Origin of the sequence: Bradyrhizobium dasycarpum (assembly GCF_042019905.1) — a bacterium.
GTDB classification, from domain to species: Bacteria; Pseudomonadota; Alphaproteobacteria; order Rhizobiales; family Xanthobacteraceae; genus Bradyrhizobium; species Bradyrhizobium japonicum_B.
The window spans coordinates 364,208-378,282 of the sequence record NZ_CP169574.1; the positions used below are offsets into that span (position 1 = coordinate 364,208).

Genomic DNA, 14,075 nt, shown 5'->3' on the forward strand with positions numbered 1-14,075 from the left:
TTGACCTCCAGGATAGCCCGTTCCGGACACGGGTCGTGAACTGATGCAGCGACGACTCAACCGAAGGTTACAGCTTACCTAATTCGGGTGGGAACGCGGAATAGGGATCGGGTAAGATGCGCTTTACTGCGCGGTGTCATAATGCCCCGCCACGGTGCCGGGTTCCAGGCTTGAAACATACGATTTGATTGATCTGCGGGAGTTGTTCCCATGTCTCGCGTTCTCATCATCGACGACCAGAAGGACGTGCGTGCGATGGTCGCGATCGTGCTTCGGGTCAACCATTACGAGGTTGCCGAGGCCGACAGCGGCGCGGCCGGCCTGAAGGCCTTCGCTGAAGGTCCGTTCGACGCGGCGATCGTCGATATCTTTCTCGGTGACATCAGCGGTGTCGACGTCATCGCGGCCCTGCGCGAACGTGCGCCGGGGCTGCCCATTGTAGCGGTGTCCGGAATGACGGCGCTGGACTTCATGGAAGAATCGCCCCACCTCGCCAACGTGATCTGCCTGCAAAAGCCGTTTCGGCCGAACGATCTCCTGCAAGCGCTTCGCAAGGCCCAAGCCGCTGCCGCCGGCGAGTTGCCCGCAGCCGTCTGATCCTGCCGCAAAAGAAACGCCCCGGGCAAGCCGGGGCGTTGATAAGGTTCGGATACGAGGTTTGAGCCCCGGAGCCGCGTTCAGGTGCCGTTGCCTTTGATCTCGGCGTAGCCGCCCTTGGCGTCCCACTTGTAGACGACGTAATCGATCTGCTTGATGTCGCCCTTGGCATCATACTCGATCGGGCCGATCACGGTGTCCCACTTGCCGGCCTTCATCGCTTCCATGACCTTCTTGGCGTCGGTGGTGCCGGCCTTCTTGGCCGCCTGCGACCACACCTGCATCGCCGCATAGGTGTAGAGGGTGTAGCCCTCCGGATCGATGTTCTTGGCCTTGAAAGCCTCGACGATCTTCTTCGCGGTCGGCTTGTTGCGCGGATCGGGACCGAACGTGAACAGCGTGCCTTCGCCGGCCGGGCCGGTGATGGAGGCGTACTCCTTGTCGGCGAGCGCGTCGCCGGCCATCAGCACGGTCTTGAGGCCCTGGTCACGCATCTGACGCAGGATCAGGCCGCTCTCCTGATGGTAACCGCCGACATAGACGAGGTCGATATTGTCGCGCTTCAAGCGCGAGACGATGGCGTTGAAGTCCTTGTCGCCCTTGTTGTAGGACTCGTACATCTTCTCGGTGACGCCGGCCTTGTTGAGTGCCTTCTTGGTCTCGTCGGCAAGACCCTTGCCGTAGGTGGTCTTGTCGTTGAGGATCGCGATGTTCTTGCCCTTGTAGTTCTTGGCGATGTACTGCGCCGCGATCAGGCCCTGCTGATCGTCACGGCCGCAGACGCGCGCCACGTTCCAGAGCTTGCGCTCGGTGAAGAGCGGGTTGGTCGAGGCCGGCGTGATCTGGAGCACGTTGCCGTCGGCATAGGCCTCAGAGGCCGGGATCGACGACGACGAGCAATAATGCCCGGCCACGAACGGGATTTTCGCGCCGGCGATCTTTTCGGCGATCGAGCGCGCCTGCTTCGGGTCGCAGGCGTCGTCCTCGACGGAAAGCGCGAGCTTCTTGCCGTTGACGCCGCCGGCGGCATTGATATCGGTCACGGCCATTTCGGCGCCGTTCTTCATCTGGCGGCCGAAGGCGGACTCGCCGCCGGTCATCGGACCTGCGACTGCGATGGTGACATCCTGCGCGAACGCCGCGCTCGACAGCGCGATCGATACGCCGAATGCCAGACCGATGAGCTTCAGTGATTTCATGAGATACCTCGCGGGTGGTCGCCTGTGGAAGTTGCCGGGCAGGCCCGGTCCAAACCGGCGCCATTCTTGAATGAATTTCCGGAGAAGTCACCGGCAAAATACGGGCATTGGCGCAGATATCTCGCCACGTTCGGCCGCACGCGGGAGCGCGTACGGCTCGGTCAGCCGTGCCGGCCGCCTTCCAGATAGGCGGCGCGAATCTCAGGGCGCTGCAACAATTCGGCGCCTGTGCCGGCCAGCGTGATCAGGCCATTGACCATGACATAGCCGCGATGGGCGAGCTTGAGGGCATGGTTGGCGTTCTGCTCGACGATCAGGACGGTCAGGCCGTCCTGCCGATTCAGGGTGCGGATCGCATCGAAGATCTGGCGCGCGATCAGCGGCGCGAGGCCCAGCGAGGGCTCGTCGAGCAGGAGCAGGCGCGGACGGCTCATCAGGGCCCGGCCGATCGCCAGCATCTGCTGCTCGCCGCCGGAGAGGGTCCCGCCGCGCTGGTCATAGCGTTCCTTCAGCCGTGGAAACAGCGTGAAGACGCGCTGGAGCGTCGCCTCGCGTTCGGCCTCGGTGCATTCGGTGGCGTCCGCCCCCATCTGGAGGTTTTCCGCCACGCTCATGCGCGGGAAGATGCGGCGGCCCTCCGGCGATTGCGCGATGCGCAAATGCGCGATCTCGTGGGTCGGGACGTTGGTGATGTCGCGGCCTTCATACAGGATCTGGCCGGCCCGCGCGCGCGGCTTGCCGAAGATCGTCATCATCAGCGTCGACTTGCCGGCGCCGTTGGCGCCGATCAGCGCCACGATCTCGCCGGCATCGATATCGACGTCGACGCCCTTCAGCGCCTCGATCTTGCCGTAGGCGGCGCGCAGGCCCCGGATCGCGAGCAGAGGAGAGGGCGCCGGCGTCACGATCCGGCCTCCATCACGGCTGCCGCCTCTTCCTCGTCGGCGCCGAGATAGGCCGCGATCACCTTGGGATCGTCGCGGATCTCGCGCGGCGTGCCTTCCGCGATCTTGACGCCGTGGTCCATCACCACAATGTGGTCGGAGATCTCCATCACCACCGACATATCGTGCTCGATCAGGAGGATCGAGGTGCCGAGTTCGTCGCGGATCGAGAGCAGGAGCTCGCTCAAGGCCGCGCTTTCGCGCGCGTTGAGGCCGGCGGCGGGCTCGTCCAGGCACAGCAGCGCGGGCTCGGTGCACATTGCGCGCGCGATCTCGAAGCCGGCGCTGGTCGCCATAGGCGAAGTTGCCGGCGGCATCGTCGGCGCGGTCGATCAGCTTGACCCGCTTGAGCCAGTCGGTGGCGAGGTCGATGGCGCGCTGTTCGGCGTCACGGTAGGAGGGAACGCCGAGCAGACCGAGGAGGGTGAATCCGGAGGCGCGCATCAGTGCGTTGTGCTGCGCCACCATCAGGTTCTCCAGCGCGGTCATGCCGGGAAACAGCCGGATGTTCTGGAAGGTGCGTGCGACCTTGGCCTGCTTGGCGATGCGAAAATCGCTCAGCCGCTCCAGCGCGATCGTCCTGCCGTCGTCGTGGGCGAGACGGATCGTCCCACTGCTGGGCTTGTAGAAGCCGGTGATGCAGTTGAACACGGTGGTCTTGCCGGCGCCGTTCGGTCCGATCAGCGCGGTGATCTTTTTCCGCTCGGCGGCGAAAGAAAGGTCCTGCACGGCAACGATGCCGCCGAAGCGCATGGCGAGCCGGTCGATGCTGAGAATCTTGTCGCCGCTCATCCGTGCCCTTCCTTGACGAGGTCGGAGGAGATCGCTTTCGCCTTGGTGAGGTAGACGGTGGGCGCGCGATGGCCGACCAGGCCGCGCGGCCGCCAGATCATGATCAGCACCATGGCCATGCCGAACACCAGCATGCGGTAGGTCTCGAGGCCGCGGAACAATTCGAAGCCGCCGATCATGGCGAGCGCGGCCAGCGCGACGCCGAGCTGCGAGCCCATGCCGCCGAGCACGACGATGGCCAGCACCAGCGCCGATTCCTGGAAGGTGAAGGATTCCGGGCTGATGAAGCCCTGGCGAGTGGCGAAGAACGCGCCGGCGAAGCCGCCGAACATCGCACCCGTCGCGAACGCCGTCAGCTTGGTGGTGGTGGTGTTGATGCCGAGCGCGCGGCAGGCGACCTCGTCCTCGCGCAGGGCTTCCCAGGCTCGCCCGATCGGCAGGCGGCGCAGGCGGATCGTCGCCCAGTTGGTGAGCAGCGCCAGCGCCAGGATCAGGTAGAACAGGAAGATGATGCGGTGCGTCGGCGAATATTCAATGCCGAGCCTGGCGGCGAGACCGTCGTCGCTGTTGTCGAGCGGGATGCCGAAGAAGGAGGGACGGGGAATGCCGGAGACGCCGTTGGGGCCGCCGGTGAGCTCCTGCCAGTTGATGATGACGAGGCGGATGATCTCGCCGAAGGCGAGCGTCACGATGGCGAGATAGTCGCCGCGCAGGCGCAGCACGGGGAAGCCGAGAAGGACGCCCCAGAACGCCGCGAGGATGCCGGCGAGCGGCAGGCAGATCCAGAACGACCAGCCGAAATTGGTCGCAAGCAGCCCGTAGGAATAGGCACCGACCGCGTAGAAGGCGACGTAGCCGAGATCGAGCAGGCCGGCGAGCCCGACCACGACGTTCAAGCCCCAGCCCAGCATCACGTAGGTGAGCACGAGGATCGCAAGGTCGAGGATGTAGCGCTGGTCGTAGAAGATCACCGGCACCAGCACCGTGAAGATCAGGAGCGCCGGCGCGAGGTAGCGGCCCATGAAAGACATGCCGCTCTGCACCGCCGGCGGCACCAGCTTCTCGGCCCCGGTCGGGCCGATCCATTGCCGCAGCAGCTCGATCACGATCGAGCCGCCGAACACCGCGGCGACGAGCGAAGCGAGCTCGCCGAAGCGCGTCCAATAAGTGAGCTGGCCGGAGGCGCCCGCCTCGGTGCGGATGCCGACCATCAACGAGAACAGCACCAGCGCGACCAGAGCGTTGAAGAAAGCCGTCTTCAGGATGGAGGCGATGCCCGTTGCAGGTTTGGCAGTCATGGGTGAGGAAATTGCCACGCGCGACCGTCAGACTTTTTCGACTTCGGGACGACCGAGCAGGCCGGTCGGCATGAAGATCAGCACCACGATCAGGATCGAGAACGCCGCGACGTCCTTGTATTCGACCGAGAAATAGGCCGACCAGAACGTCTCGATCAGGCCGATCGCGAGGCCGCCGAGCATGGCGCCGGGCAGCGAGCCGATGCCGCCGAGCACGGCGGCGGTGAAGGCCTTGATGCCGGCGACGAAGCCCATGAAGAAATCGACCAGGCCGTAATAGAGCAGGTACATCAGGCCCGCGACCGCGGCGAGCGCGGCGCCGATCACGAAGGTCATGGAGATGGTGCGGTCGACGTCGACGCCGAGCAGCGCCGCCATGGTCTGGTCCTGCTCGCAGGCGCGCATGTCGCGCCCCAGCCGGGTGCGCGACACCAGCCAGGTGAAGATCGCCAGCAGCACGATCGTGGTGATGACCACCACGATCTGGATGTTGGAGAGCTGGATCACGAAGCCATCGGCGCTCTCATGCAGCGTGTAGCCGCCGGTGATCACCGGCGGCACCGGCTTCACCCGCGCGCCTTGCGCCACCTGCGAATAATTGGTCAGCACGAACGACATGCCGATGGCCGACAGCATCGGGGCGAGGCGGAAGGAGTGGCGCAGCGGACGGTAAGCGATGCGCTCGATGGTCCAACCATACAGAGCCGTGATCGCCATCGAGACCAGGATGACGACAAGCAGGATCACCGGGACCGCGGTCAGGCCGGTCGAGACTAGAAGAAGGAAGGTGATCAGCGCGATGAAGCCGCCGATCATGAAGACGTCGCCATGGGCGAAGTTGATCATGCCGACGATGCCGTAGACCATCGTATAGCCGATGGCGATCAGGCCGTAGATCGAGCCCAGGACGAGACCGTTGATGAGCTGTTGGGCGAAATAATCCATGCGCTGCCGTACCAAACCTGAGGCGGGCTCAAAGCGAGCTCTTGGGAGAGTGGGTTGGAGGGTGGTTTTCTTGGGCCCCGGCAGCCGCTTAGCATTCTGCACGTTTGTAACAGGAGGGAACTGACGGCTGCAACAGCTCACGCGGTGGCAGCAGGTCTTGTACAGAGGTCATTTGGCTTCCGATGGGTTCCGCAGGTGCGAGAAACCGGGTTCCGACGGCAACCTAACTGGGCGGCGGCCGTTGTCTCATCTCTGACGTCCAACAAGGGAGTTCCCCGAATGACGAAGCAACAGAACCAGAATCCGGGCCAGCAGAGTCAGAACCCCGGCCAGCAGCGCCCCGGGCAGCAGCAGGGCGGTGGTCAGAAACCCGGACAGCAGCAGCAGAACGACCCGATGCGCCAGGGCGATCGTCCCGGCCCGCAGCAGGGCGGCCAGCGCGACCAGGAATAGCGCGCTTGATAGCCGAGAAATAATAAGAGGGCGACGAGGGGCCCCGCCGAAAGGCGGGGCCTTTTTTGTGGTCTTCTAGCGTCTTCGTTCCGTGGCGCTCGCCGAGCCGAACCCGGAATCTCGAGATTTCGGCTTCGACTGCCCGGAACGGCCGCCTCGGCGAGGCCAGTTAAGGTAAACAAAGGGTTTAAATTGCCGCCACAGTCCGATGCGAGTTAGCTCCCCGCAAAGCTTTCGACCGAAGGCGAAGGCAGGCGAAGCGGGAAGCGGCATGTTCAGGAATTGGCGGATCGGCTCGGTCAACGGCGCGCTGCTGGCGGCCTATTTCATCCCGGTCTGGGCCCTTGTCGTCTTCAATATCATCGTCGCGCCGGTGCACGGCCTCTATGAGCGGCCGAGCGTCGCAGTTGCGCTGTACCTCAGCGACCATCTCCAGATCGCCGGCATGGACACGGTGCGCGCCGCCTGGCTGCTGGCGCTGGGCCGGCTGACGGTCGTGGCGTTCTTTGCGATCTATCTCGTGCTGCTCTGCATTCCTCGCATCCGCAAGAACGGCGGCAGCGACGAGGCGCTCGGCATCGCCCTGGCGATCGGCAGCCTGATCTCGTTTGCCAGCATGATCATGGCTTCGAAGGTCGGCGAGATGGCGGCGCTTCGCCTGCACGCCACCGAGCTGCTGCTCCTGCTCGGCGCCGCCATCGTGGTGGTGATCGAACGGCCCGAGGCCCCGCCCAAGACCGTTCAGCAGAAGACCGTCGAGACCGCGGCGTCGTTAGGGCTCGAGCAGGCCGAGCTCCTGCACAATCGCTGAGGCTTCCTTGACGGCGTGGTTCGCGGCCGGCACGCCGCAATAGATCGCCTGCTGCAGCAGGATTTCCTTGATGTCGTCGGGCGTGAAGCCGCCCTCGGCAAGCGCCGCCCGCACGTGCAGGCGGAACTCGTCCCATTGCCCCAGCGCGACCATGGTGCCGATCACCAGCACCCGCCGCGTTCGCTCGTCGAAATGCGGCCGCGTCCAGATCTCGCCCCAGGCATAGCGCGTGATCATGTCCTGGAAATCGGTGTTGAAGGCGTTGCGGTTCGCGATCGACTTGTCGACCCAGGCATTGCCCAGCACCTTGCGGCGCACGTTCATGCCGGCATCGCGGCGCTTCTGGTCGTCCATGGTGTTGCTCCGATCGGTCATTCCGGGGCGTCTCGAAGAGGCGAACCTGGAATCTCGACGTGATGAATGCGGATCGAGATCCCGGGTTCGATGCTGCGCATCGCCTCGGAATGACAGTGAATGACTAGCGCTGCGTCAAAAATCCCACCACCGCGTCCGTGAACGCATGCGGCTGCTCGACGTTGGAAATGTGCGCGGCGTCGATGATGGTCATGCTGGCGCCGGGATCCTCGAGCGGATCAATTCGCCCGCCGAGATCGGCGTCGCCACGTCGTGGCGGCCGGCGATCACCAGCGTCGGGCTCTTGATCTTGGGAAGCAGCTCGCGCTGGTCGAGCGTTGACAGCGCCTCGCAGCAGGCCAGATAACCTTCGACAGGCGAGGCGAGCAGCATCGACTTCATCCGCGCGGTGATGTCAGGCTCGCGCTCGCGAAAATCCTGCGTCAACCAGCCTGCGATCACGGCATCGGCGACCGCGGCGATGCCGCCCTTTTTCACGGCATCGATGCGCTCCAGCCATTTGGTCGGTTCGGCATAATAGCAGGAGGTGTTGGCGAGGATGAGCTTGCCGAAACGCTCCGGCGCGTTGGCGCCCAGCCATTGCCCGACCATGCCGCCCATCGACAGGCCGCACCAATGCACCTTCTCGATGTTGAGGTCGTCGAGGATCGCCAGCACGTCGCGGCCGAAGCGCTCCATCGTATAGGGGCCGGGAGGCACGCTCGACTTGCCGTGGCCGCGGCGGTCGTAGCGAATGACGCGGAACAGCTGCGTCAGCGCCTTCATCTGCGGCTCCCACATCTGAAGCGTGCAGCCGAGCGAGTTGGACAGCATCAAGGTTGGCCCGCCGTCGCGGCCCTCGACGGAGACGTTGAGCAGGCATCCGTCGGCATCGATCATGGGCATGCGGCGTCTCCGTCTTATCTTGCGGTCTTATTCGCGGTCGAGGCTGTCGAGCAGCCGGTCGATCAGGGTTTGGGAAGCCCCTTGATAGGCCATCGGCTCGAACAATGCCGCAATTTTTTCCGGCGAAAGCTGCGCATTGACCTGCAGATCGGCCGAGAGCACCTCGCGCAGATGCTTCTTCTCGGCGACCGCGCGCTTGCTGGCGGCCTCGACGAGGTGATGCGCCTCGCTCTTGCCGATCTTCTCCGCCAGCGCGAAGGTGACCGCCTCCGCCATGATCAGTCCCTGCGTCGCATCGAGATTGCTGCGCATGCGCGCGGCGTCGACGTCGAGGCCATCCGCGATGTCGACGATGGCGGAGAGCGCGCCCGAAGTGACCAGCATCAATTGCGGCAGCGTCGGCCATTCCGCATGCCAGGGACCGGCGCTGCGCTCGTGGTCCTGCACCTGAGCCGCAAAGATCGTCGCGGCAAGCTGCGGGGCCATCGTGGCGGCGCCGAGCGCGCTTGCGGCGGCGACCGGGTTGCGCTTGTGCGGCATGGTCGAGGAGCCGCCGCGGCCTTCGCCGGCCGGCTCGAAGGCTTCGGCAACGTCGGTCTGCATCAGCAGCGAGACATCGCGCGCGATCTTGCCGCAGCTCCCGGCCAGAATGGCGAAGCAGGAAGCGGCCTCCGCGATCCGGTCGCGATGGGTGTGCCAGGGCGCTTCCGGCAGCGCCAGGTCGAGCTCGCGCGAAAGGCGTTCCGCCACGGCCAGGCCCTTGTCGCCGAGGGCCGCGAGCGTGCCGGCGGCGCCACCGAATTGCAGCGCGAGGCCCTCGCGGCGGAGCCGCCGCAGGCGGCAGCGGGCGCGGGCGAGGCTTGAGGCATAGCCGGCGGCCTTGAGGCCGAACGGCATCGGCAGCGCGTGCTGGAGCCAGGTCCGTGCCACCATCGCAGTGTTGCGATGGTGGCGCGCCAGTGCGGCAAAGCCCTTGATGGCGCGGCCGAGGTCGGCGTCCAGCGCATCGATGCCGGCGCGAAGCGTGAGCATGGTGGCGGTATCGATGACATCCTGGCTGGTGGCGCCCCAATGCACGTAGCGAGCGGCCTCCTTGTCGGCCTTGCCGACATTGGCGGTCAGGGTCTTGACCAGGGGAATCGCGAGATTGCCCGATCGGGTCGCGGCCTCTGCCAGCGCGGCCATGTCGAAGGAATCGGCCTTGCAGGCGGCCTCGATCGGCCCCACGGCGGATGCCGGAATCACATCCGTGACGGCCTCGGCGCGTGCCAGGGCTGCCTCGAAATCAAGCATGTTCTGCAGCGTTGACCGGTCGTCGCACACCGCGCGCATGGCAGCGCTCGACAGCATCGGTGCGAGCAGGGGGAGAGGGATGTGCTCATGTTGCGCGCGACCTAATCATCATGGCCCGGCCATGCCAATCCCCAACCGCCTGCACACGCCTTTTTGCAGTTGCGAATATGCATTGCACTTGACCGAGCGCCGCTCTTTCCTTTGCCGCGTCCCTGCGTTACTTGATCAGCACTATAGTTACGCGATCCGGGAGGCACCCTCATGGCCATGACGATGAACGGCGAAGTCCAGCTTGCGGCGCCGCGCGAGGCCGTTTGGGCCAAGCTCAACGATCCCGAGGTGCTGAAGGCCTGCATCCCCGGCTGCGAGGAGCTCGAGAAGACCGACGACGGCGGCTTTCGTGCAACGGCGAAAATGAAGGTCGGCCCGGTGTCGGCGCGATTCAAGGGCAAGGTCACGCTGTCCGATCTCGACCCGCCGAACGGCTACAAGATCTCAGGTGAGGGCGAGGGCGGGGTCGCCGGCTTCGCCAAGGGCGGCGCGGCGGTCAGGCTGGCGGAGAAGGACGGCGGCACGCTGCTTTCCTACGATGTCGAGGCGCAGATCGGCGGCAAGTTGGCGCAGCTCGGCCAGCGCCTCATCAACGGTGCCGCCAAGAAGCTCGCCGACGAGTTTTTCGCGAACTTCGCCAAGGCCGTACAGAGCTGAAGGTCCAATACCTTTAGGGTAGCGCCTCCGGCATGGCGCCTTGCGTCCGGGGCGATGTTGCCCCGGGGCATAATGGCCCATATGATGGGTTGGAATAATTATAAGAACCGCTTCGATGGGACCCGTCGGGGCGCTGATAGAGAGTGCTTATGGCAAAAATCTCCCTCATCGTGAACGGCAATCCAGTCACGGCCAATGTCGATCCCCGCACGCTTCTCGTGCAGTTCCTGCGCGAGAATCTGAAGCTGACGGGCACCCATGTCGGCTGCGACACCTCGCAATGCGGCGCCTGCGTCGTGCATCTCGACGGCAAGGCCGTGAAGTCCTGCACCACGCTTGCGGTGATGGCCGACGGCCACGAGGTCAAGACGATCGAGGGGCTGGCCGCCGATGGCGCGCCGCTGCATCCGATGCAGGAAGCCTTCCGCGAGCACCATGGCCTGCAGTGCGGCTTCTGCACGCCGGGCATGATCATGACCGCGATCGACATCGTGCATCGCAAGGGCCACGAGCTCGACGACCATACGATCCGGGAAGAACTGGAAGGCAATCTCTGCCGCTGCACCGGCTACCAGAACATCGTCGCCTCGATCTCTGCCGGCGCCAAGGCGATGGCGAAATCCGACCTCGCGTAACGCGCATCCCGCGATCAGGACATTCAGATGTACGAATTCAAATATCATCGCCCCGGGACCGTTCGGCAGGCCGCCAACCTCCTGGTGAAGAACGAAGACGCCAAGGTGATCGCCGGCGGCCACACGCTGATTCCGTCATGAAGCAGCGCCTGGCGAGCCCGCCGCATCTGGTCGACCTCTCCCATATCGAGGGGCTCAACACGATCGAGATGAAGGGCCGCTCGCTGGTGATCGGCGCCACTGCCAAGCACGCCGAGGTCGCAGCCTCCGCGATCGTCGGTGAGGCGATCCCGGCGCTGGCCAATCTCGCCAGCCAGATCGGCGATCCGGCCGTGCGCCACAAGGGCACGATCGGCGGCTCGCTCGCCAACAACGATCCGACCGCGGACTATCCGGCCGCGGTGCTCGCGCTGGGCGCGACCATCGTCACCAACAAGCGCCGCCTCAAGGCCGAAGAGTATTTCCAGGGCCTGTTCACGACTGCGCTCGAAGCCGATGAGATCATCACCAAGGTGATGTTCCCGCTGCCGAAGAAGGCGGCCTACATCAAGTTCCGCAACCAGGCCTCGCGCTATGCGCTGGTCGGCGTGTTCGTGGCGCGACGTCCGTCGGACGTGCGGGTCGCCGTGACCGGCGCCGGCTCCGAAGGCGTATTCCGCGTCGAGGCGTTCGAAGAAGCCCTCAAGAAGCGCTTCTCGTCCAAGGTGCTTGACGGCATCAACGTGCCGGCAGAAGGCCTCAACAGCGACATCCACGGCAGCGCCGAATACCGTGCGCATCTCATCGGTGTGCTGACCCGGCGCGCCGTCGATGCGGCCAACGCCAAGGAATGAGCGACCGACCGACGGGCCCGATGCCTGCCCCTCCGAGGGCGTAACCGAGACTGGCGTTTCATGACTTCAGTGGCCAATCCTTCCCGTGCCATGCCGGCTTCGGTCGATGCGATGCTCGAACTCCTGACCTCGCGCGGCTATCTCGCCGAGCGATCGCTGGCGACGGTGACGTATCTTTCGCTGCGGATGGGACGGCCGCTGTTCCTGGAAGGCGAAGCCGGCGTCGGCAAGACCGAGATCGCCAAGGTGCTCTCGGCGGCGCTGGGGCGCAAGCTGATCCGCCTGCAATGCTACGAAGGCCTCGACGTCTCCTCGGCGGTCTACGAGTGGAACAGCGCGGCGCAGATGATCGCGATCCGGATGGCGGAAGCTGCCGGCGATACCGATCGCGACCAGCTCTCGAGGACATCTTCGCCGACCGCTACATGATCAAGCGGCCGCTGCTCCAGGCACTGGAGCCCGACGTCGCCGGCCCGCCGGTGCTGCTGATCGACGAGCTCGACCGCGCCGACGAGGCATTCGAGGCTTACCTGCTCGAAATCCTCAGTGACTTCCAGGTGACGATCCCCGAGTTCGGCACCGTGAAGGCGCCACACCCGCCGATCGTGATCATCACCTCCAACCGCACCCGCGAGATCCACGACGCGCTGAAGCGGCGCTGCCTCTATCACTGGGTCGATTATCCCGCCGCCGAGCGCGAGCTCGCGATCGTCAAGTCACGCGTGCCCGGCATCTCCGCCAAGCTGTCGCAGCAAGTGGTGCGTTTCGTGCAGGCGCTGCGCAACCAGGACTTCTACAAATCGCCGGGCGTTGCCGAGACCATTGACTGGGCCACCGCTTTGTCCGAGCTCGACGCGCGTTCGCTCACGCCCCAGGTGGTCGGCGACACGCTGGGCGCGCTGCTCAAATATCAGGACGACATCACCCGGATGCAGGGCGACGCCTTGCAGAAGGTGCTGAAGGAAGCGACGAGCGAGAATTGATTTTCCGTCATTCCGGGGCGCGCGTAGCGCGAACCCGGAATCTCGCGCCACAACTTCTGGATTCCGGGTTCGTCGCTTCGCGACGCCCCGGAATGACGGAGCGAGGATAGACCCATGCCCATCAACCACCTTGCCCCGGAGCAAACCGAGCAGTTCGCCGACAACATCGTCGGCTTCGCCCGCGCGCTGCGCGCGGCGGGCCTGCCGGTCGGGCCGGGCGCCGTCATCGACGCCATGAGCGCGCTGCAGGTGATCGAGATCGGCAACCGCGCCGACGTCTTCACCACGCTGGAGTCGATCTTCGTCAAGCGCCACGAACATGCGTTGATCTTCAGTCAGGCCTTCAACCTGTTCTTCCGCGCCTCCGAGGAGTGGAAGCACATGCTGGATTCGGTGCCGCTGCCGGACGAGGCCAAGAAGAAGCCGAAGGCCGGCTCGCGCCGCGTGCAGGAGGCGATGTCCCAGCCGCGCATGACCGAGACGCCGCAGCACCAGGAGCAGGATCTGCGCCTGTCGGTCTCCGACAAGGAAATCCTTCAGAAGAAGGATTTTGCGCAAATGAGCGCGGCGGAGATTGCCGAGGCGCTGCGCGCCATCGATCGGATGCACCTGCCGCAGGCCCAGCTTTTGACGCGCCGACACCGGTCCGACCCGCGCGGGCTTCGTCTCGACCTCCGCCGAACGCTGCGCGCGTCCTTGCGCACCGGCGGCGACATCATCGACATCCACCGCCTGGGACGGATCGAGAAGCCGGCGCCGATCGTGGCGCTGCTCGATATTTCGGGCTCGATGAGCGAGTACACCCGCCTGTTCCTGCATTTCCTGCACGCCATCACCGATGCCCGCAAGCGCGTCTCGGTGTTCCTGTTCGGCACCCGCCTCACCAATGTCAGCCGCGCGCTGCGCCAGCGCGATCCCGACGAGGCGCTGGCGAGCTGCTCGGCTTCGGTCGAGGACTGGGCCGGCGGCACCCGGATCTCGGCCTCGCTGCACAACTTCAACAAATTGTGGGCGCGCCGCGTGCTGAGCCAGGGCGCCATCGTGCTGTTGATCTCCGACGGGCTGGAGCGGGAGGCCGATTCCAAGCTGGCCTTCGAGATGGACCGGCTGCACCGCTCCTGCCGGCGGCTGATCTGGCTCAACCCGCTGCTCCGCTTCGGCGGCTTCGAGGCCAAGGCGCAGGGCATCAAAATGATGCTCCCGCACGTTGACGAATTCCGCCCGGTACATAATTTGAGTTCGATCCAGGAGCTGATCACGACGCTCTCCCGGCCGCTGCCGCCGCATCACCGCAGCCTGATCCGCTCCGCAGCTTGAGAGGTCA

Annotated in this window: 12 protein-coding genes and 4 pseudogenes; 8 read left to right on the top strand and 8 right to left on the bottom strand. The window is 65.1% G+C overall.

Features of this window, described 5'->3' with window-relative positions; translation table 11 throughout:
• The first annotated feature begins 210 nt into the window (after nucleotides 1–210).
• Nucleotides 211–597: a response regulator gene (locus tag ACETMP_RS01735; protein ID WP_375159681.1), complete on the top strand. Its 387-nt coding sequence runs from the start codon at nucleotides 211–213 to the stop codon at nucleotides 595–597.
• 80 nt (nucleotides 598–677) lie between these two features.
• Here the strand turns inward: ACETMP_RS01735 and ACETMP_RS01740 are convergent, their stop codons facing one another.
• From ACETMP_RS01740 to ACETMP_RS01760, 5 genes and pseudogenes are all read right to left on the bottom strand, one after another.
• Nucleotides 678–1,796: a branched-chain amino acid ABC transporter substrate-binding protein gene (locus tag ACETMP_RS01740; RefSeq protein ID WP_028137329.1), complete on the bottom strand. Its 1,119-nt coding sequence runs from the start codon at nucleotides 1,794–1,796 to the stop codon at nucleotides 678–680.
• A 161-nt stretch (nucleotides 1,797–1,957) separates the two neighbouring features.
• Nucleotides 1,958–2,701 (bottom strand): ABC transporter ATP-binding protein, encoded by a 744-nt coding sequence (locus ACETMP_RS01745; RefSeq protein WP_375159682.1) that lies wholly within the window; start codon nucleotides 2,699–2,701, stop codon nucleotides 1,958–1,960.
• Nucleotides 2,698–3,532, bottom strand: a pseudogene (locus ACETMP_RS01750) (ABC transporter ATP-binding protein). The gene ACETMP_RS01745 and the pseudogene ACETMP_RS01750 overlap by 4 nt, the downstream one beginning before the upstream one ends.
• Complete coding sequence (gene livM / locus ACETMP_RS01755) at nucleotides 3,529–4,830, bottom strand: high-affinity branched-chain amino acid ABC transporter permease LivM (protein ID WP_375159683.1); 1,302 nt, start codon at nucleotides 4,828–4,830, stop codon at nucleotides 3,529–3,531. Before livM ends, ACETMP_RS01750 begins: the two are co-directional and overlap by 4 nt.
• Before the next feature lie 27 nt (nucleotides 4,831–4,857).
• The gene (locus ACETMP_RS01760; RefSeq protein WP_028137325.1) at nucleotides 4,858–5,775 is read right to left on the bottom strand and encodes a branched-chain amino acid ABC transporter permease; all 918 of its coding nucleotides are present in this window, start codon (nucleotides 5,773–5,775) and stop codon (nucleotides 4,858–4,860) included.
• A gap of 279 nt (nucleotides 5,776–6,054) precedes the next feature.
• On the opposite strand from ACETMP_RS01760, the gene ACETMP_RS01765 reads away from it, so the two are divergent.
• Both ACETMP_RS01765 and ACETMP_RS01770 read left to right on the top strand, forming a co-directional pair.
• Nucleotides 6,055–6,228, top strand: a complete 174-nt coding sequence (locus ACETMP_RS01765; RefSeq protein WP_375159684.1) for a hypothetical protein — start codon at nucleotides 6,055–6,057, stop codon at nucleotides 6,226–6,228.
• Between the two features lie 271 nt (nucleotides 6,229–6,499).
• On the top strand, nucleotides 6,500–7,039 hold the full coding sequence (locus tag ACETMP_RS01770; protein WP_375159685.1) for a hypothetical protein: 540 nt from the start codon (nucleotides 6,500–6,502) through the stop codon (nucleotides 7,037–7,039).
• Here the strand turns inward: ACETMP_RS01770 and ACETMP_RS01775 are convergent.
• The 3 genes and pseudogenes from ACETMP_RS01775 to ACETMP_RS01785 all read right to left on the bottom strand — a co-directional run bounded on the left by ACETMP_RS01775 (nucleotide 7,001) and on the right by ACETMP_RS01785 (nucleotide 9,649).
• Entirely contained in the window at nucleotides 7,001–7,393 is a 393-nt protein-coding gene (locus ACETMP_RS01775) for a carboxymuconolactone decarboxylase family protein (protein WP_028137323.1), read from the bottom strand. The two genes, ACETMP_RS01770 and ACETMP_RS01775, sit on opposite strands and share 39 nt — an antisense overlap.
• Nucleotides 7,394–7,517: 124 nt before the next feature.
• Nucleotides 7,518–8,299: pseudogene (gene pcaD, locus ACETMP_RS01780) on the bottom strand (3-oxoadipate enol-lactonase).
• 27 nt (nucleotides 8,300–8,326) lie between these two features.
• Nucleotides 8,327–9,649: a 3-carboxy-cis,cis-muconate cycloisomerase gene (locus ACETMP_RS01785; protein WP_375159686.1), complete on the bottom strand. Its 1,323-nt coding sequence runs from the start codon at nucleotides 9,647–9,649 to the stop codon at nucleotides 8,327–8,329.
• A gap of 204 nt (nucleotides 9,650–9,853) precedes the next feature.
• On the opposite strand from ACETMP_RS01785, the gene ACETMP_RS01790 reads away from it, so the two are divergent.
• The 5 genes and pseudogenes from ACETMP_RS01790 (at nucleotide 9,854) to ACETMP_RS01810 (ending at nucleotide 14,068) form a co-directional block, all read left to right on the top strand.
• Complete coding sequence (locus ACETMP_RS01790) at nucleotides 9,854–10,300, top strand: carbon monoxide dehydrogenase subunit G (protein ID WP_028137320.1); 447 nt, start codon at nucleotides 9,854–9,856, stop codon at nucleotides 10,298–10,300.
• A 149-nt stretch (nucleotides 10,301–10,449) separates the two neighbouring features.
• Nucleotides 10,450–10,935, top strand: a complete 486-nt coding sequence (locus tag ACETMP_RS01795; RefSeq protein WP_028137319.1) for a (2Fe-2S)-binding protein — start codon at nucleotides 10,450–10,452, stop codon at nucleotides 10,933–10,935.
• Between the two features lie 27 nt (nucleotides 10,936–10,962).
• Nucleotides 10,963–11,768: pseudogene (locus ACETMP_RS01800) on the top strand (FAD binding domain-containing protein).
• Nucleotides 11,769–11,828: 60 nt separating this feature from the next.
• A pseudogene (locus ACETMP_RS01805) lies at nucleotides 11,829–12,751 on the top strand (AAA family ATPase).
• Nucleotides 12,752–12,865: 114 nt separating this feature from the next.
• Nucleotides 12,866–14,068, top strand: coding sequence for a VWA domain-containing protein (locus ACETMP_RS01810; protein ID WP_375159687.1), 1,203 nt, complete (start codon nucleotides 12,866–12,868; stop codon nucleotides 14,066–14,068).
• Nucleotides 14,069–14,075: the final 7 nt, after the last annotated feature.

Excerpts from the sequence above, each read along its gene's own strand:
- ACETMP_RS01735 (WP_375159681.1), top strand. The coding sequence starts at position 211 with ATGTCTCGCGTTCTCATCATCGACGACCAGAAGGACGTGCGTGCGATG.
- ACETMP_RS01740 (WP_028137329.1), bottom strand. The coding sequence starts at position 1,796 with ATGAAATCACTGAAGCTCATCGGTCTGGCATTCGGCGTATCGATCGCG.
- livM (WP_375159683.1), bottom strand. The coding sequence starts at position 4,830 with ATGACTGCCAAACCTGCAACGGGCATCGCCTCCATCCTGAAGACGGCT.
- ACETMP_RS01760 (WP_028137325.1), bottom strand. The coding sequence starts at position 5,775 with ATGGATTATTTCGCCCAACAGCTCATCAACGGTCTCGTCCTGGGCTCG.
- ACETMP_RS01765 (WP_375159684.1), top strand. The coding sequence starts at position 6,055 with ATGACGAAGCAACAGAACCAGAATCCGGGCCAGCAGAGTCAGAACCCC.
- ACETMP_RS01770 (WP_375159685.1), top strand. The coding sequence starts at position 6,500 with ATGTTCAGGAATTGGCGGATCGGCTCGGTCAACGGCGCGCTGCTGGCG.
- ACETMP_RS01775 (WP_028137323.1), bottom strand. The coding sequence starts at position 7,393 with ATGGACGACCAGAAGCGCCGCGATGCCGGCATGAACGTGCGCCGCAAG.
- ACETMP_RS01785 (WP_375159686.1), bottom strand. The coding sequence starts at position 9,649 with ATGCTGTCGAGCGCTGCCATGCGCGCGGTGTGCGACGACCGGTCAACG.
- ACETMP_RS01790 (WP_028137320.1), top strand. The coding sequence starts at position 9,854 with ATGGCCATGACGATGAACGGCGAAGTCCAGCTTGCGGCGCCGCGCGAG.
- ACETMP_RS01795 (WP_028137319.1), top strand. The coding sequence starts at position 10,450 with ATGGCAAAAATCTCCCTCATCGTGAACGGCAATCCAGTCACGGCCAAT.
- ACETMP_RS01810 (WP_375159687.1), top strand. The coding sequence starts at position 12,866 with ATGCCCATCAACCACCTTGCCCCGGAGCAAACCGAGCAGTTCGCCGAC.